A 16,217-nucleotide genomic window follows, 5' to 3' on the forward strand; every position below is an offset into this window, starting at 1 on the left:
CTGGTCATCCTCTCAGACCAGCTAGGGATCGTCGCCTTGGTGAGCCATTACCTCACCAACTAGCTAATCCCATCTGGGCACATCCGATGGCAAGAGGCCCGAAGGTCCCCCTCTTTGGTCTTGCGACGTTATGCGGTATTAGCTACCGTTTCCAGTAGTTATCCCCCTCCATCGGGCAGTTTCCCAGACATTACTCACCCGTCCGCCACTCGTCACCCGAGGAGCAAGCTCCTCTGTGCTACCGTTCGACTTGCATGTGTTAGGCCTGCCGCCAGCGTTCAATCTGAGCCATGATCAAACTCTTCAATTTAAAAGTTTGATGCTCGTAGAATTAAACTTCGTAATGAATTACGTGTTCACTCTATGAGACTTGGTATTCATTTAGTGTCCGAAGACATCAAGAATCCATGTCACTTTGAGTGCCCACACAGATTGTCTGATAAATTGTTAAAGAGCAGTGCAACGCGGCTTTCGCTCACCGTTGCGAGGTGGCGTATATTACGCTTTCCTCTTTCAGAGTCAAGCGTTTATTTTCGCTTTTCTCTGCCGGGACTCTCAGGAGAACCCCGCTGACCCGGCGGCTTGTTTGCCGTTGTTCCGTGTCAGTGGAGGCGCATTATAGGGAGTTCTCAGGAAGTGACAAGTATAAAATTCAAAAAAAATATCGTTTGCTCACTTTCCAGGCAAAACAGATATTGAGAGGCAATTCTTGCCTGGTTTTTAAACAAAAACGAGCCCCTGGAGGCTCGTTTTTGCTGTTTTGTGACTTACTGCACTGCCACAATCCGATCATCTTTCACAACTAACTGAATTGTTTTGCCCGGTAATAGTTCGCCAGACAAAATTTGCTGCGCCAGCGGGTTTTCAATCTGCTGCTGAATTGCACGTTTCAAAGGCCGTGCACCATACACCGGATCAAAACCATTCTCGCTCAGCAGTTTCAAAGCTTCATCGGAAAGGTTGACTTCATACCCACGCTCTTCCAGGCGTTTGTACAAACGCTGCAACTGGATTTGAGCAATAGAAGCAATGTGTTTTTCACCAAGCGGATGAAACACAACCACTTCATCTATACGGTTGATGAATTCCGGACGGAAGCTATGGCTGACCACACCTAACACCAGCTCTTTCATATGGCCGTAATCCAGTTCGCCAAACCGCTCCTGAATTAAATCCGACCCAAGGTTAGAGGTCATGATGACCACCGTGTTACGGAAGTCTACAGTTCTCCCCTGCCCGTCGGTCAGGCGGCCATCATCCAATACCTGCAACAGGATGTTAAATACATCCGGATGCGCTTTCTCGATCTCATCAAGCAAGATGACGGAATAAGGACGGCGGCGGACCGCCTCGGTCAGATACCCCCCCTCTTCATACCCGACATATCCCGGAGGAGCACCGACGAGACGCGATACTGAGTGTTTCTCCATAAACTCAGACATATCGATACGCACCATGGCGTCATCACTATCAAACATAAAGTTAGCCAGCGATTTGCACAGTTCGGTTTTCCCTACCCCGGTCGGCCCAAGGAATAAGAAGGAACCAATCGGCCGATTCGGATCGGACAGCCCGGCGCGGCTACGGCGGATGGCATTCGATACAGCTTCAACAGCTTCATCCTGACCAATCACACGCTGATGCAGTTCTTGCTCCATACGCAACAGTTTGTCTCGTTCGCCTTCCATCATTCTGGAAACCGGAATACCGGTCCAGCGCGCCAGCACTTCGGCAATTTCTGCATCCGTCACTTTATTACGTAACAGACGCATCGTTTTACCTTCAGACTGAGTGGCCGCTTCCAGTTGTTTTTCCAGTTCCGGGATCTTGCCGTACTGCAGCTCAGACATCCGCGCCAGGTCACCAACACGACGCGCTTGCTCAATAGCGATTTTTGCCTGCTCAAGTTCGGCCTTTATCGACTGAGTACCGGAAAGCGAAGCTTTCTCAGCCTTCCACTCTTCTTCTAATGTGGAATACTGCCGTTCTTTATCTGAAAGCTCGTCGTTGAGCATCTCCAGACGTTTTTTACTGGCATCATCCGATTCTTTCAGCAACGCCTGCTGTTCAAGTTTGAGCTGGATAATACGGCGATCGAGTCTGTCCAGTTCTTCCGGCTTAGAGTCGATCTGCATACGAATGCTGGACGCTGCTTCGTCGATCAGGTCAATCGCTTTATCCGGCAACTGGCGATCAGCAATATAGCGGTGCGACAAAGTTGCAGCCGCTACGATAGCCGGGTCAGTGATCTGCACGTGATGATGCAGCTCGTAGCGTTCTTTCAGGCCACGCAGGATCGCGATCGTGTCTTCAACAGAAGGCTCAGCAACAAACACTTTCTGGAAGCGACGTTCCAGTGCCGCGTCTTTTTCGATGTACTGGCGATACTCGTCAAGCGTCGTGGCCCCCACGCAGTGAAGCTCACCACGTGCCAGCGCCGGTTTCAGCATGTTCCCGGCGTCCATGGCACCATCTGCTTTCCCTGCTCCCACCATGGTGTGTAACTCATCAATAAAGAGAATAACGTTACCTTCCTGTTTGGAGAGGTCGTTAAGCACACCTTTTAAGCGCTCTTCAAATTCACCACGGTATTTCGCCCCGGCCACCAGCGACCCCATGTCCAGTGCCAGTACCCGACGGCCTTTTAAACCTTCCGGGACTTCACCGTTAACAATACGCTGTGCCAGCCCTTCAACAATGGCGGTTTTACCGACACCAGGTTCACCAATAAGAACGGGGTTGTTTTTGGTACGACGCTGCAGTACCTGGATGGTACGGCGAATTTCTTCATCACGCCCGATAACCGGATCGAGCTTGCCTTGTTCAGCGCGCTCAGTCAGATCGACCGTGTATTTTTTCAAGGCCTGACGTTGGTCTTCGGCCCCTTGATCGTTCACGTTGTCACCTCCACGCATTTGATCAATTGCTTGAGTCACATTTGCCGTCGTCGCACCGGCTGATTTCAGCAGGTCGGCAAGCGAGCCGCGTGATTCAAGCGCCGCCAGAATAAAAAGCTCTGACGAAATAAAGTTGTCCCCTCGTTTCTGCGCCAGCTTGTCGCAGAGATTCAGTACTCGCATGAGGTCTTGCGAAGGCTGCACATCGCCACCGGTGCCCTCCACCTGCGGCAAACGGCTTAACGCCTGCTCAATAGCCGTACGCAATTGCCCGGCGTTAACGCCAGCAGAGGTTAATAAAGGACGTACCGATCCCCCTTCCTGATTCAGCAAGGCGCTCATTAAATGAAGAGGTTCGATGAATTGGTTGTCGTGCCCCAGTGCAAGCGACTGGGCATCGGCAAGAGCAAGCTGGAATTTATTGGTAAGACGATCCAGACGCATAACTCCCCCCATAACAGGTCAAAATTGCTACTGGAGATTAAATGAGGTCATCCCTCAATTATTCAAGGTGAATGACCTGAATTATGCGAAAAGAAAGTTACACGTGCCGGATCGTCTTGATTCGATAGGTTATATCAGCCAAATGAAACTTGCCATACGGCCTGTGTTTTTGTCCCGACGATATGAGAAAAAATCATCCTTTTGGCTGAAAGTACAACGATCGCCGCCGAAGACTTGCGTCACGCCGACGCTTGCCAGGCGCTGACGCGCAAGGGTGTAGATATCCGCGTAATATTTTTCCCCTGCCGGGCGAAACGCACTGTCTGCAACAGACTGCACTGCCATAAAAGCATCGCGTACTTCCGGGCCGACTTCGAAAGCATCAGGCCCAATAGCCGGCCCCAGCCAGGCAAGAATATTTTCGGGTTTATCAGCGAAGCAGTTCACGGTCTCTTTCAGTACACCCGCACAAAGCCCACGCCATCCTGCGTGAGCCGCTGCCACTTCTGTACCCGCGCGATTGCAAAAAAGTACGGGCAGACAGTCCGCGGTCATTACGGCACAAACTGTCCCTGGTGAATTGCTGTACGAGGCATCGGCACGCTTGCTGGCATATGGTTCGCCGGTAAGTTTAAGGACATCCTTACCGTGCACCTGTTCAAGCCACACCGGTTTTGACGGAAGATTTCCCGCCATAAACGCTCGCTTACGGTTCTCTTCAACATGTGTCAGGTCGTCACCGCAGTGCGCCCCCAGGTTGAGCGAATCATAAGGTGGCAGGCTCACGCCACCGATACGTGTAGAGCTGCATGCCGCTACGCCTGAGGGTAGCGGCCAGTCAGGGACAATCAGTTTGGTCATAACCAGGCCACATCATCCTTATGGGTTTCGAAGTCGGCACGCATGGCGTCAATCAGGTCAATCATGTCCTGCGGGATTGGCGCATGCCATTCCATCTCAATGCCAGTGATTGGATGGTACAGACGCAGCATCGTCGCATGCAGCGCTTGTCTGTCGAACTTACGCAGCGCGGCAATAAATTCATCCGACGCACCTTTTGGCGGACGCGGGCGACCACCATAGAGCTGGTCACCGACCAGCGGATGCGTGATGTGCGCCATATGAACGCGGATCTGGTGGGTACGCCCCGTTTCCAGACGCAAACGCAGGCGCGTGTGAATACGGAAATGTTCCATGATGCGATAGTGCGTCACCGCCGGTTTACCCATCGGGTGTACAGACATATGCGTACGTTTGGTCGGGTGGCGACTAATAGGTTCTTCAACCGTACCGCCTGATGTCATATGACCAATCGCCACTGCTTCATATTCACGAGTTATCTCACGCAGCTGCAAAGACTCCACCAGGCGCGTCTGTGCCGGGACTGTTTTTGCCACCACCATCAGACCGGTCGTATCTTTGTCCAGACGGTGAACAATCCCGGCGCGCGGAACATCCGCGATAGGGGGATAATAATGCAATAACGCATTCAGCACCGTCCCGTCGGGGTTGCCGGCGCCCGGGTGAACCACTAAATCACGCGGTTTGTTAATAACAATAATGTCGTCATCTTCATAGACGATATTAAGCGGGATATCCTGCGGTTCGAAACGCGCCTCTTCTTCTATCTCGGCGTTGATAGCAACGCTTTCTCCACCCAACACTTTTTCTTTGGGTTTGTCACACATTTTACCGTTGACCAGTACTTTCTGGTCGAGAATCCATTCTTTTATACGCGAACGCGAATAATCCGGGAACAATTCGGCCAAAGCCTGATCTAAGCGTTGACCGAGTTGATTTTCGGTAACCGTTGCGGTGAGTTGTACTCGTTGTGCCATATACAGCTTCTTCGTTAACGTTGGGTTTTACGGCTTTGCCGTTTAATATAGTGTGCTATTGTAGCTGGTCTTAGTCGGGAGCAGGAAAGACAATCTCCCGCATACACATTCTGAGGAAAGTCTAATCGTCATGACGCGCATGAAATATCTGGTGGCAGCCGCCACGTTGAGCCTGGCTTTGGCGGGTTGCTCCGGTTCAAAGGAAGTGGTGCCTGATAATCCGCCAAATGAAATCTACGCGACTGCCCAGCAAAAACTGCAAGACGGTAACTGGAAGGCAGCCATAACGCAACTGGAAGCGTTGGATAACCGTTATCCGTTTGGACCTTACTCGCAGCAGGTGCAGCTGGATCTGATCTACGCTTATTACAAAAATGCCGATCTTCCGCTGGCTCAGGCCGCAATCGACCGTTTCATACGTCTGAACCCAACCCATCCTAACATTGATTATGTCATGTATATGCGTGGTCTGACTAATATGGCGTTAGATGACAGCGCTCTGCAGGGTTTCTTTGGCGTTGATCGCAGCGATCGCGATCCGCAACATGCGCGTGAAGCATTTAAAGATTTCTCTAAATTGGTTCGTGGCTATCCGCGTAGTCAATACGTTACCGATGCAACCAAACGTCTGGTTTTCCTGAAAGACCGCCTCGCGAAGTATGAGTACTCTGTTGCGGAGTACTACACCAAACGCGGCGCATGGGTCGCAGTGGTAAATCGTGTTGAAGGTATGATGCGTGACTTCCCGGATACCAAAGCAACTCGCGATGCGCTGCCGCTGATGGAAAATGCCTATCGTGAAATGCAGATGACCGCTCAGGCCGATAAAGTGGCAAAAATTATTGCCAGCAATGGTTCCAGCAGTTGAGTCATTCCAAAACGCAAAACGGCAGCCATGAGCTGCCGTTTTTTATGCCTGCAAGGCAGAGCTGAAGCGGTTTAGCTTCAAGTCATCCTATCAACTATGACGGGTATTCCCGCCTTCGACAAGTAATATTTGCCCTCTTCCTGCCCTGCCTCACAAAACATCTCCCTTGACAAAAAGTGACAAAATAATGTGATTTAAATCACACATTTTGACATTGGCCGAGGTATGCTGGAATCACCAAGACGGAAAGACAAGAGGTAAAATTTATGACAGTGAACATTACCAGCAAACAAATGGAAATCACCCCAGCAATTCGCCAACATGTCGCAGACCGTCTCGCCAAACTGGAAAAATGGCAAACACATCTTATTAATCCACATATCATCCTGTCGAAAGAACCGCAGGGCTTCATTGCAGATGCCACTATTAATACGCCAAACGGACATCTGGTCGCCAGCGCAAAACACGAAGATATGTATACCGCTATTAACGATTTGATCAACAAGCTGGAACGGCAGCTCAATAAAGTGCAGCACAAGGGTGAAGCGCGTCGCGCCACTACCTCGGTGAAAGACGCGGACTTCGTTGAAGAAGAATAACCTCACAGCATTGAGTTAATCAGCAACGCGCCTTCGGGCGCGTTTTTTATTGACAGAGAGAAAACAGTACAGGTACTTTAGTCTGACACTCAAAAGGAAATTTTCATGAAACATGTTCCGTTCTTCTTCGCATTCTTTTTTACCTTCCCCTGACTGGGAGGCGATTCGTTTTGTGATAAAGAATGCGAAGACGAACAACAAGGCCTCCCACTCCGGGAGGCCTTTTTTATTGATAACAATTAAGGCAACAACATGACAGCGGATAACCCTTTACTGGATTTACGTGTAAAAATAAGCGCCCTGGATGAGCAGTTACTTTCCCTGTTGGCCGAGCGGCGTCAACTGGCGGTTGAGGTGGGTAAAGCAAAACTGGCTTCTCACCGCCCTGTTCGGGATATTGATCGTGAACGCGACCTGCTGGAACGTCTAATTCAATTAGGTAAAACGCATCACCTCGACGCCCATTACATCACTCGCCTGTTCCAGCTTATTATCGAAGATTCCGTTCTTACCCAGCAGGCGCTGCTCCAGCAGCATCTCAACAAAATTAACCCACACTCTGCCCGTATCGCTTTCCTCGGCCCGAAAGGTTCGTACTCTCATCTGGCTGCGCGTCAGTATGCCGCGCGTCATTTCGAGCAATTTATCGAGAGCGGCTGTCTGAAATTTCACGATATCTTTAATCAGGTTGAAACAGGTCAGGCTGACTACGCGGTCGTGCCACTGGAAAACACCAGTTCCGGGGCCATCAATGACGTTTACGATTTGCTACAACACACCAGCCTGTCGATTGTGGGTGAGCTGACCGTGCCAATTGACCACTGCGTCCTGGTATCCGGTTCCACCGACCTGGATAAAATCCAGACCGTTTACAGCCATCCGCAGCCTTTCCAACAATGTAGCCAGTTTTTGAATCGCTACCCGCACTGGAAAATTGAATATTGCGAAAGTACCTCCTCCGCCATGGAACGTGTGGCACAGGAAAACTCTCCGCATGTGGCCGCACTGGGTAATGAAGCCGGCGGGGCGTTGTATGGATTACAAGTACTGGAACGCAATCTGGCAAACCAAACGCAGAATATCACTCGCTTTGTAGTACTTGCCCGCAAAGCGATTGATGTCTCCGATCAGGTCCCGGCCAAAACCACACTGCTGATTGCAACCGGTCAACAGGCCGGTGCTCTGGTTGAAGCATTACTGGTGCTGCGTAATCACAACCTGATCATGACTAAACTGGAATCGCGCCCGATCCACGGCAACCCGTGGGAAGAGATGTTCTACCTGGATATTCAGGCGAACTTACACGCGTTGGATGTGCAAAAAGCCCTGCGTGAGCTGACATCCATTACCCGCTCGCTTAAGGTGCTCGGCTGTTATCCCAGTGAAAACGTCGTACCTGTCGATCCGGCTTAACATTCTATAAACGGTGATTTCTTCATTCCTGCCACCTCAACCGGCAGGATGAAGATCGCCCCTGAAAGAGGATAATCCGCGATCTCCTGCTCATCCATATTCTCCCGCGTGGTCGTAATAAACAGCGTTTTCATATCGGTTCCGCCAAAGCAGACCATTGTCGGGCAACGCACCGGCAGGCGATACTCTGCCAGTTGCTCTCCCTGCGGTGAAAATCGTGCAATACGCCAGCCATCGAACATTGCGCTCCAGTAGCAGCCTTCAACATCCATTGCCGCACCGTCCGGGATACCTTCACCGACTTGAAATCGCCGGAAGACTTCGCGCACACCAGGCTCCCCCTGCTCATCCAGCGGCATTCGATAGATAACCCCGTTTGGTGTATCAGACGTAAACATCCACTGCTTGTCGTGGCTGAACGCCAGACCGTTATGGCCTTGAATATCGCATTGGATCACCCTGGGTTTAAGGTCATTATCAATACGCATCAGAAGCGCACCGTTGTAATCGCCCGGCCCCCAGAATGTCCCTGCATAGAAACGGCCAAGGTGATCGGTGCCACCGTCGTTAAAACGCGCCAGTTGCGGGTTTGACGGGTTATCACACACTTTTTGTACCAGCAACCCTCGCTTATCGGCGAGCCAGATAGCGTTGCGCATCGCGACAATAAAACCGCCCTTCTCTCTCAATGCGAAGCAGCCAACCTCCTCGGGAAAACAAAGCACCGAGTGCTCACCGGTAGCAGGATGATAACGATGGAGTTCGCCTTCAAGAATATCGGCCCACCAGAGCGCCTGCTCCTCTTCACTCCATGTCGGGCATTCCGGGAGGTGCCCGGTGTAATCAAACAGCAGTTGCGGTTCAGCCATATCTGTCCCTTAAAAAGAAAAAAGCCAGCGGTATACCACTGGCTTTTCAGTATAAACGGCTTTTTATTTATTGGCGGCTGTCATTCGCCTGACGCAGCAAGACGCGGCTTTCATTCTGGAAACGTTTAGCATAATCGCCAAACCAGTGTTCTACCTTACGGAAGCTGTCAATAAACGCCTGCTTGTCGCCGTGCTCCAGCAGGCTAATCGCCTCACCGAAACGCTGGTAATAACGCTTTATAAGTGCCAGGTTATTTTCCGACGACATAATAATGTCGGCATAGAGTTGTGGATCCTGCGCGAACAAGCGGCCAACCATCGCCAGTTCAAGACGATAAATAGGCGACGAGAGTGCCAGTAACTGCTCAAGCTGTACATTCTCTTCGGCCAGATGCAGCCCATATGCAAAAGTGGCAAAGTGGCGTAACGCCTGGATAAACGCCATATTCTGGTCATGCTCTACGGCGCTGATCCGATGTAAGCGCGCACCCCATACCTGAATTTGCTCCAGGAACCACTGGTAAGCATCCGGGTTTCGACCATCGCACCACACGACTACCTGTTTCGCCAGGCTACCGCTGTCAGGGCCAAACATCGGATGCAGACCGACGACAGGTCCTTTATGTGCTTCCAGCATCGCCTGCAATGGCCCGCTTTTTACTGACGCCAGGTCGACAAGGATACAATCGTCCGGTAACGGCGGTAACTGTGCGATAACCTTTTCAGTGATATGAATAGGAACACTCACAATGACCATGCCCGCATCAGCGACGATTGTCTGCGCCTGTGCCCAGTCATCTTTTTCCAGAATACGCACCTGGTAGCCAGAAAGCGTCAGCATTTTGGCAAACAACTGCCCCATTTGCCCGTTGCCACCGACAAGTACGACCGGTCGTAGCGAAGGACAGAGAGTTTTGAACCCCTTGTCGTTTTCACTGGAATAGGATTCACGCATAACGCGACGCAGAACATCCTCAATCAAATCCGGTGACACCCCCAGGGCCTCAGCTTCCTGACGACGGGACGCCAGCATCGAGGCCTCGCGTTCCGGAACATAGATCGGCAGGCCGTATTGGCTTTTTACTTCACCGACTTCGGCAACCAGCGACATACGGCGAGCCAGTAGTTCCAGCAACGCTTTATCGACTTCATCTATTTGATCGCGTAACGCGGTCAGCTCTGCAACCATAACACCCTCTTAAGCCAGACGTGCCGCAAGGCTACTGCGCAAGTCATTGCCGATTTCACGAAGCAACACCTCAGTGGTTTCCCAGCTAATGCAAGCATCGGTGACGGATACGCCGTATTTCATTTCACTACGCGGCTGCTCGGATGATTGATTGCCTTCGTGGATATTACTTTCAATCATCAAGCCAATAATTGAACGGTTTCCGTCTTTGATCTGCGCAACAACCGATTCAGCCACTGCTGGCTGGCGGCGGTAATCTTTATTCGAATTGCCATGGCTGCAATCTACCATCAGTGCTGGCTTGAGTCCCGCCTGCTCCATCTCTTTTTCACACTGAGCAACATCCGCAGGGCTGTAGTTTGGCGCTTTACCACCGCGCAGAATCACGTGACCATCAGGGTTGCCTTGCGTTTGCAACAGGCAGACCTGGCCGGCCTGGTTAATACCGACGAAACGGTGCGGCATTGCTGCAGCGCGCATCGCGTTAATCGCTGTTGCCAGGCTACCGTCAGTACCGTTTTTGAAGCCCACTGGCATTGATAAACCGGAAGCCATTTCACGGTGGGTTTGTGATTCCGTGGTGCGTGCACCAATGGCGGACCAGCTAAACAGGTCGCCCAGGTACTGCGGGCTATTGGGGTCGAGCGCTTCGGTTGCCAGCGGCAGCCCCATGTTGACCAGTTCCACCAATAACTGGCGAGCAATTTTCAGCCCGGCCTCAACATCAAACGAGCCATCCATATGGGGATCGTTAATCAACCCTTTCCAGCCGACGGTAGTACGGGGTTTTTCAAAATAGACGCGCATCACCAGATAGAGGCTATCGCTGACCTCTGCGGCAAGTGCTTTAAATCGACGAGCATATTCAAGTGCGGTTTCTGGATCATGAATTGAGCAGGGGCCGCAAACGACCAACAAACGCGGATCTTCTCCGGCGATGATGTTGGAAATCGTCTGGCGGGACTGCGCGATCTGCGCTTCCTGAGCAATACTCAGCGGGAAAGCGGCTTTCAGTTGATCCGGAGTAATCAGAACTTGTTCGTCGGTAATGTGTACGTTATTCAGCGCGTCTTTTTGCATGATTGGTGATCCTGTATGACTCGTTTGCGATAGTTATTCCTCAGTGAGGAGGTGACACGATATCATAACCAGTAAAGAATTCAATCCAAAATACGTACATTTATCTTTACATACCAATTTACAGCCTCATTGCATGGCGGTAATATGTAAACAATTTAATACACACGCATTTTCCAGAAGTCTGTAAGAGCGCATATGAAGGCTTGCGCAAAAGTATCATGCAGGGCAAGCAATAAGCATTCATCGTATGGACGTTACACAGGTGTTCGACGACGAAGCCATTGTCTGAATTGGGGGAGCAAGAACATGATGCTGGGGCTTTGGATAACCATTACCACTCCGGGTCATACGGGTAAATGCAATTCCATTGTCCCTTTTTAAACCATAAAAAAAGGGCCAGCCCACAGGCCAGCCCTTTCTAACAGGATGTCGCGAAAGCGAATCTTAGTTAAGACGCTCTTTGATACGAGCAGACTTACCAGTGCGCTCACGCAGGTAGTACAGTTTAGCTTTACGTACAGCACCACGACGTTTAACAGCAATGCTGTCAACTACCGGAGAGTGAGTCTGGAAGACACGCTCAACGCCTTCGCCGTTGGAAATTTTACGAACAGTGAATGCAGAGTGCAGACCGCGGTTACGAATAGCGATAACCACGCCCTCGAATGCCTGCAGACGTTTTTTGGAACCTTCAACAACCCATACTTTCACTTCCACGGTATCACCCGGACGGAAGGAAGGTACGTCCTGCTTCATCTGTTCTTGTTCAATTTGCTTAATAATGTTGCTCATAATTTAATCTCTTATCCTGGGTAAACTGATATTGGGGGCTTACGCTGTCCCATCATGTTTATGTTGCTGTTATGCGTGTTCTTTTTTGAACTCCGCCAGCAACCTTGCTTGCTCTTCAGTCAGAGCCAGGTTTTCCAGAAGTTCAGGTCTTCTAAGCCAGGTGCGGCCCAGCGACTGTTTCAAACGCCAGCGACGTATCTCGGCATGATTTCCCGACAGTAACACTGGCGGTACTTCCATCCCTTCTAACAGCTCAGGTCGAGTATAGTGTGGGCAGTCCAGTAATCCATCAGCAAAGGAATCTTCCGTTGCCGAAGCTTCATGTCCCAGAACACCCGGAATAAACCGGGAGACCGAATCAATCAGCGTCATGGCTGGTAACTCACCACCGCTGAGAACGTAATCGCCGATAGACCATTCTTCGTCAATCTCGGTTTGGATTACGCGCTCATCTATCCCTTCGTAGCGCCCGCACACCAGAATCAGTTTCTGATTCGTTGCCAGTTCGCTGACGCCCGCTTGATCAAGCTTACGCCCCTGAGGTGACAGATAAATCACTTTTGCGCCTTCACCGGCCGCATCTTTTGCTGCATGAATGGCATCCCGCAAAGGTTGCACCATCATTAGCATCCCCGGTCCGCCGCCGTAAGGACGATCGTCCACGGTACGGTGCCGGTCATGAGCAAAGTCACGTGGACTCCAGCTCTGGATGCTCAGCAGGCCATTTTTAACTGCCCGGCCAGTTACCCCGTAGTCGGTAATCGCGCGGAACATTTCAGGAAACAGGCTAATTATGCCAATCCACATAGCGCCGTCTTTTACCGTATATCCGGAGGTTTAAAAACCAGGATCCCAATCTACTTCAATGGTTTGAGTAGCGAGATCGACTTTCTTGATAACCTGCCCATCGAGGAACGGAACCAACCGCTCCTTGATACCAAATGCATCTTTCAGGTTTGCCTTGATGACGAGAACGTCATTTGACCCGGTTTCCATCATATCGATGACTTTACCGAGGCTATAACCTTCGGTGGTCACTACCTGGCAGCCCATCAGGTCTTTCCAGTAGTAGTCACCCTCTTCCAGTTCCGGCAACTGCGATGAATCTACGACAATTTCGCAATTGGTCAGCAGATTCGCGGCATCTCTGTCATCAACACCTTTCAGTTTGATGACAATGTCCTGATTGTGGTAGCGCCAGCTTTCCAGCTCAATGCTCTGCCACTGACCCGCCCGTTCAATAAACCAGGGCTGATAGTCAAAAATGCTTTCGGCGTCTTCGGTGGAGGAAAACACTCTGAGCCAACCACGGATACCGTAGGAAGATCCCAGTTTACCCAGAACGATAGGATTAACAGGGCTCTGCGCGGCGTGTTGCTTGCTCATCATGACCACCGTGACAGATTAAGCTGCTTTGTTTACTTCTTTGATCAGCGTAGCTACGCGATCAGAAACGGTAGCGCCCTGGCCAACCCAGTGAGCGATACGATCCAGATCCAGGCGGGTGCCTTCTTCTTTCTCGGACGCGATCGGGTTGAAGAAGCCAACGCGCTCAATGAAGCGACCGTTGCGTGCATTACGGCTGTCGGTGACAACAACCTGGTAGAACGGACGCTTTTTAGCGCCGTGACGTGCTAAACGAATAGTTACCATAACATCCTCTTGTGTGAATAAAACAACCGGACCCCATCGAGGAACGGAGCCCGGTGTCATATTAAAAGCCCGAAAATTTTACTGATTTCTGGGGAAATTGCAATCAACAGTTTAGAAACTGTGATATCAAGACCGTAGGCGTTGCAGTCAGTTTGGTGCCGGCGTGCGCGCAGCCACCGGAGCGTACACGCAGTACATGAGGATGGCGAGCACACCCCGGCACCAAAATGGCCAATAAGCCAGGCCGATTTAGTCTTAACGGCCAGGGAACCCCGGCGGCATCATCCCCTTCATACTTCTCATCATCTTCGCCATACCGCCCTTCTTCATTTTCTTCATCATGCGCTGCATGTCGTCGAACTGTTTCAGAAGGCGGTTAACATCCTGCACCTGCATCCCGCAGCCTGCAGCAATACGGCGCTTACGAGAGCCTTTGATGATTTCAGGATTCGCACGCTCTTTAAAGGTCATTGAGTTGATGATCGCTTCCATACGCACCAGGACTTTGTCATCCATCTGCGCTTTCACGTTGTCCGGAATCTGCCCCATGCCCGGCAACTTGCCCATCAGGCTCGCCATACCGCCCATGTTTTTCATCTGACGCAGCTGTTCCAGGAAGTCGGTCAGATCGAAACCGTCGCCTTTTTTCAGTTTGGACGCCAGTTTCTCAGCCTGAGCGCGGTCAACCTTGCTTTCGATATCTTCAATCAGCGACAGGACATCACCCATGCCGAGGATACGCGAAGCAATACGGTCCGGATGGAACGGCTCCAGTGCTTCGGTCTTCTCGCCGACACCGAGGAACTTGATCGGTTTGCCGGTGATATTGCGAATGGAGAGCGCCGCACCGCCACGGGCGTCACCGTCCACTTTGGTCAATACAACACCCGTCAGCGGTAGCGCTTCGTTAAACGCTTTCGCGGTATTCGCCGCATCCTGACCGGTCATCGCATCAACAACAAACAGGGTTTCTACCGGGTTAATCGCGGCATGAACCTGTTTGATTTCATCCATCATCGCTTCGTCAACGTGCAGACGACCGGCGGTATCCACCAGCAGCACGTCGTAGAACTTAAGCTTCGCTTCTTTCAGCGCCGCATTAACGATATCCACCGGCTTTTGCGCGACATCAGAGGGGAAGAAGTCGACTTCCACCTGTTGCGCAAGGGTTTCCAGCTGTTTGATCGCCGCCGGGCGATAAACGTCCGCGGAAACTACCATTACCTTCTTCTTGTGTTTTTCACGCAAGAACTTACCCAGTTTACCTACGCTGGTAGTTTTACCAGCCCCCTGCAAACCCGCCATCAATACAACGGCTGGCGGCTGAGCGGCCAGGTTAAGGCTCTGGTTCTCTTCACCCATCGCCGCAACCAGTTCGTTGCGCACGATTTTGACGAACTCCTGACCCGGGGTCAGGCTCTTATTCACTTCATGACCAACCGCTTTTTCTTTTACGCGGTTGATGAAATCACGCACGACCGGCAAGGCGACGTCCGCTTCCAGCAGCGCCATACGCACTTCGCGTAGCGTGTCTTTAATATTGTCTTCAGTGAGGCGTCCACGACCACTGATATTGCGCAGGGTGCGCGACAAACGATCGGTTAAATTATCAAACATTGTCTCTCGCCTGAGGTAAAACGATGGGCCGCCAGGGCGACGCATAACAGAAATTTGCGTCAGTATAACATGAAGACATTCGTGATGTATGTGATGCAACGGTTGGAGCCAGAGTCACGTAACGTTATACTGCTTCTCTTTCTTCTTAGGTCAACTGTCGACGTCACTATGCCCGTGTTCGCCTTAATTTCTCTTGCCGCTTATTCCATCAGCCTCGCACTGATCGTTCCCGGTTTGCTGCAGAAAAACAGCGGCTGGCGCCGCATGGCGATTTTATCAGCGGTTGTCGCGCTGATGTTTCACGGCTTCGCGCTTAAAGAGCGGATTTTCCCGGACGATGGTGGGCAAAACCTAAGCTTATTAAACGTCGGTTCGCTGGTCAGTTTGATGATCTGTACGGTCATGACCATTGTGGCGTCGAAAAACCGCGGCTGGCTGCTGTTGCCCATCGTCTATACCTTTGCGCTAATCAACCTCGCCTTCGCTATTTTTGTGCCGAACGAGTACATCACGCATCTCGAAACCACGCCTGGTATGATGATTCATATTGGGCTTTCACTCTTCTCCTATGCCACGCTGATTATCGCGGCGATGTATGCGCTGCAACTGGCGTGGATTGACTACCAACTGAAGAATAAACGACTGGCATTCAGCAGCGAAATGCCGCCGTTAATGAGTATTGAGCGCAAAATGTTTCATATCACGCAGATTGGCGTGGTTCTGCTGACTTTAACGCTCTGTACAGGTCTCTTCTTCCTCAAGAACCTGTTCAGCATGGAGAATATCGACAAAGCTGTCCTGTCGATCATCGCCTGGTTCGTCTATATCGTATTGCTGTGGGGCCATTACCATAAAGGGTGGCGCGGGCGCCGTGTCGTGTGGTTTAACGTCGCAGGCGCGGGCATTTTAACGCTGGCCTATTTCGGTAGCCGCGTTCTGCAGCATTTCCTAAGTTAAT

Annotated in this window: 16 protein-coding genes, 1 rRNA gene and 1 other annotated feature; of the genes, 5 read left to right on the forward strand and 12 right to left on the reverse strand. The window is 51.2% G+C overall.

What is annotated here, in order from left to right:
* The 4 genes from ABU190_RS19145 to rluD form a co-directional block, all read right to left on the reverse strand.
* Nucleotides 1-310: ribosomal RNA gene (locus ABU190_RS19145) — 16S ribosomal RNA — on the reverse strand; the annotation flags it as partial.
* Between the two features lie 457 nt (nucleotides 311-767).
* The gene (gene clpB, locus ABU190_RS19150) at nucleotides 768-3,341 is read right to left on the reverse strand and encodes an ATP-dependent chaperone ClpB (RefSeq protein WP_039077549.1); all 2,574 of its coding nucleotides are present in this window, start codon (nucleotides 3,339-3,341) and stop codon (nucleotides 768-770) included.
* 129 nt (nucleotides 3,342-3,470) lie between these two features.
* On the reverse strand, nucleotides 3,471-4,202 hold the full coding sequence (gene yfiH / locus ABU190_RS19155; RefSeq protein ID WP_354692153.1) for a purine nucleoside phosphorylase YfiH: 732 nt from the start codon (nucleotides 4,200-4,202) through the stop codon (nucleotides 3,471-3,473).
* On the reverse strand, nucleotides 4,199-5,179 hold the full coding sequence (gene rluD, locus ABU190_RS19160; RefSeq protein ID WP_039077551.1) for a 23S rRNA pseudouridine(1911/1915/1917) synthase RluD: 981 nt from the start codon (nucleotides 5,177-5,179) through the stop codon (nucleotides 4,199-4,201). The genes yfiH and rluD overlap by 4 nt, the downstream gene beginning before the upstream one ends.
* A gap of 130 nt (nucleotides 5,180-5,309) precedes the next feature.
* On the opposite strand from rluD, the gene bamD reads away from it, so the two are divergent.
* From bamD to pheA, 4 genes are all read left to right on the forward strand, one after another.
* Nucleotides 5,310-6,047 (forward strand): outer membrane protein assembly factor BamD, encoded by a 738-nt coding sequence (bamD, locus tag ABU190_RS19165; RefSeq protein ID WP_039077552.1) that lies wholly within the window; start codon nucleotides 5,310-5,312, stop codon nucleotides 6,045-6,047.
* Nucleotides 6,048-6,313: 266 nt separating this feature from the next.
* The gene (gene raiA / locus ABU190_RS19170) at nucleotides 6,314-6,646 is read left to right on the forward strand and encodes a ribosome-associated translation inhibitor RaiA (RefSeq protein WP_039077553.1); all 333 of its coding nucleotides are present in this window, start codon (nucleotides 6,314-6,316) and stop codon (nucleotides 6,644-6,646) included.
* 104 nt (nucleotides 6,647-6,750) lie between these two features.
* Nucleotides 6,751-6,876: a sequence feature (Phe leader region), on the forward strand.
* Nucleotides 6,752-6,799 carry a pheA operon leader peptide PheL gene (gene pheL / locus ABU190_RS19175; RefSeq protein ID WP_103245904.1) on the forward strand — a complete coding sequence of 16 codons (48 nt, stop codon included), beginning with the start codon at nucleotides 6,752-6,754 and terminating at the stop codon, nucleotides 6,797-6,799. Its footprint overlaps the feature before it by 48 nt.
* Nucleotides 6,877-6,898: 22 nt before the next feature.
* Nucleotides 6,899-8,059: a bifunctional chorismate mutase/prephenate dehydratase gene (pheA, locus tag ABU190_RS19180; protein ID WP_039077554.1), complete on the forward strand. Its 1,161-nt coding sequence runs from the start codon at nucleotides 6,899-6,901 to the stop codon at nucleotides 8,057-8,059.
* On the opposite strand, the gene ABU190_RS19185 is transcribed toward pheA, so the two are convergent.
* The 8 genes from ABU190_RS19185 to ffh form a co-directional block, all read right to left on the reverse strand.
* The gene (locus ABU190_RS19185; RefSeq protein WP_354692154.1) at nucleotides 8,056-8,928 is read right to left on the reverse strand and encodes an SMP-30/gluconolactonase/LRE family protein; all 873 of its coding nucleotides are present in this window, start codon (nucleotides 8,926-8,928) and stop codon (nucleotides 8,056-8,058) included. The two genes, pheA and ABU190_RS19185, sit on opposite strands and share 4 nt — an antisense overlap.
* A gap of 67 nt (nucleotides 8,929-8,995) precedes the next feature.
* Entirely contained in the window at nucleotides 8,996-10,117 is a 1,122-nt protein-coding gene (gene tyrA / locus ABU190_RS19190; protein ID WP_165158099.1) for a bifunctional chorismate mutase/prephenate dehydrogenase, read from the reverse strand.
* Between the two features lie 9 nt (nucleotides 10,118-10,126).
* Nucleotides 10,127-11,197 (reverse strand): 3-deoxy-7-phosphoheptulonate synthase AroF, encoded by a 1,071-nt coding sequence (gene aroF, locus ABU190_RS19195; RefSeq protein WP_039077557.1) that lies wholly within the window; start codon nucleotides 11,195-11,197, stop codon nucleotides 10,127-10,129.
* A 444-nt stretch (nucleotides 11,198-11,641) separates the two neighbouring features.
* Entirely contained in the window at nucleotides 11,642-11,989 is a 348-nt protein-coding gene (gene rplS / locus ABU190_RS19200) for a 50S ribosomal protein L19 (protein ID WP_006178051.1), read from the reverse strand.
* A gap of 69 nt (nucleotides 11,990-12,058) precedes the next feature.
* A complete protein-coding gene (gene trmD, locus ABU190_RS19205; RefSeq protein ID WP_039077558.1) occupies nucleotides 12,059-12,796 on the reverse strand; it encodes a tRNA (guanosine(37)-N1)-methyltransferase TrmD in 738 nt (245 codons plus the stop codon).
* A gap of 30 nt (nucleotides 12,797-12,826) precedes the next feature.
* Complete coding sequence (gene rimM, locus ABU190_RS19210) at nucleotides 12,827-13,375, reverse strand: ribosome maturation factor RimM (RefSeq protein WP_047369183.1); 549 nt, start codon at nucleotides 13,373-13,375, stop codon at nucleotides 12,827-12,829.
* Between the two features lie 18 nt (nucleotides 13,376-13,393).
* Nucleotides 13,394-13,642 (reverse strand): 30S ribosomal protein S16, encoded by a 249-nt coding sequence (gene rpsP, locus ABU190_RS19215; protein WP_039077560.1) that lies wholly within the window; start codon nucleotides 13,640-13,642, stop codon nucleotides 13,394-13,396.
* 255 nt (nucleotides 13,643-13,897) lie between these two features.
* The gene (gene ffh / locus ABU190_RS19220) at nucleotides 13,898-15,259 is read right to left on the reverse strand and encodes a signal recognition particle protein (RefSeq protein ID WP_039077561.1); all 1,362 of its coding nucleotides are present in this window, start codon (nucleotides 15,257-15,259) and stop codon (nucleotides 13,898-13,900) included.
* 168 nt (nucleotides 15,260-15,427) lie between these two features.
* On the opposite strand from ffh, the gene ABU190_RS19225 reads away from it, so the two are divergent.
* Nucleotides 15,428-16,216, forward strand: coding sequence for an inner membrane protein YpjD (locus ABU190_RS19225; protein WP_296414770.1), 789 nt, complete (start codon nucleotides 15,428-15,430; stop codon nucleotides 16,214-16,216).
* Nucleotide 16,217 lies beyond the last annotated feature (1 nt).

Source organism: Phytobacter sp. RSE-02, from assembly GCF_040578655.1.
Taxonomy (GTDB): domain Bacteria; phylum Pseudomonadota; class Gammaproteobacteria; order Enterobacterales; family Enterobacteriaceae; genus Phytobacter; species Phytobacter diazotrophicus.

What these genes read in the sequence shown, in the direction of transcription:
- raiA (WP_039077553.1), top strand. Translation starts at nt 6,314, where the DNA reads ATGACAGTGAACATTACCAGCAAACAAATGGAAATCACCCCAGCAATT.
- rluD (WP_039077551.1), bottom strand. Translation starts at nt 5,179, where the DNA reads ATGGCACAACGAGTACAACTCACCGCAACGGTTACCGAAAATCAACTC.
- tyrA (WP_165158099.1), bottom strand. Translation starts at nt 10,117, where the DNA reads ATGGTTGCAGAGCTGACCGCGTTACGCGATCAAATAGATGAAGTCGAT.
- rplS (WP_006178051.1), bottom strand. Translation starts at nt 11,989, where the DNA reads ATGAGCAACATTATTAAGCAAATTGAACAAGAACAGATGAAGCAGGAC.
- clpB (WP_039077549.1), bottom strand. Translation starts at nt 3,341, where the DNA reads ATGCGTCTGGATCGTCTTACCAATAAATTCCAGCTTGCTCTTGCCGAT.
- trmD (WP_039077558.1), bottom strand. Translation starts at nt 12,796, where the DNA reads ATGTGGATTGGCATAATTAGCCTGTTTCCTGAAATGTTCCGCGCGATT.
- bamD (WP_039077552.1), top strand. Translation starts at nt 5,310, where the DNA reads ATGACGCGCATGAAATATCTGGTGGCAGCCGCCACGTTGAGCCTGGCT.
- pheA (WP_039077554.1), top strand. Translation starts at nt 6,899, where the DNA reads ATGACAGCGGATAACCCTTTACTGGATTTACGTGTAAAAATAAGCGCC.
- ffh (WP_039077561.1), bottom strand. Translation starts at nt 15,259, where the DNA reads ATGTTTGATAATTTAACCGATCGTTTGTCGCGCACCCTGCGCAATATC.
- aroF (WP_039077557.1), bottom strand. Translation starts at nt 11,197, where the DNA reads ATGCAAAAAGACGCGCTGAATAACGTACACATTACCGACGAACAAGTT.
- rimM (WP_047369183.1), bottom strand. Translation starts at nt 13,375, where the DNA reads ATGAGCAAGCAACACGCCGCGCAGAGCCCTGTTAATCCTATCGTTCTG.
- yfiH (WP_354692153.1), bottom strand. Translation starts at nt 4,202, where the DNA reads ATGACCAAACTGATTGTCCCTGACTGGCCGCTACCCTCAGGCGTAGCG.
- rpsP (WP_039077560.1), bottom strand. Translation starts at nt 13,642, where the DNA reads ATGGTAACTATTCGTTTAGCACGTCACGGCGCTAAAAAGCGTCCGTTC.
- ABU190_RS19225 (WP_296414770.1), top strand. Translation starts at nt 15,428, where the DNA reads ATGCCCGTGTTCGCCTTAATTTCTCTTGCCGCTTATTCCATCAGCCTC.
- ABU190_RS19185 (WP_354692154.1), bottom strand. Translation starts at nt 8,928, where the DNA reads ATGGCTGAACCGCAACTGCTGTTTGATTACACCGGGCACCTCCCGGAA.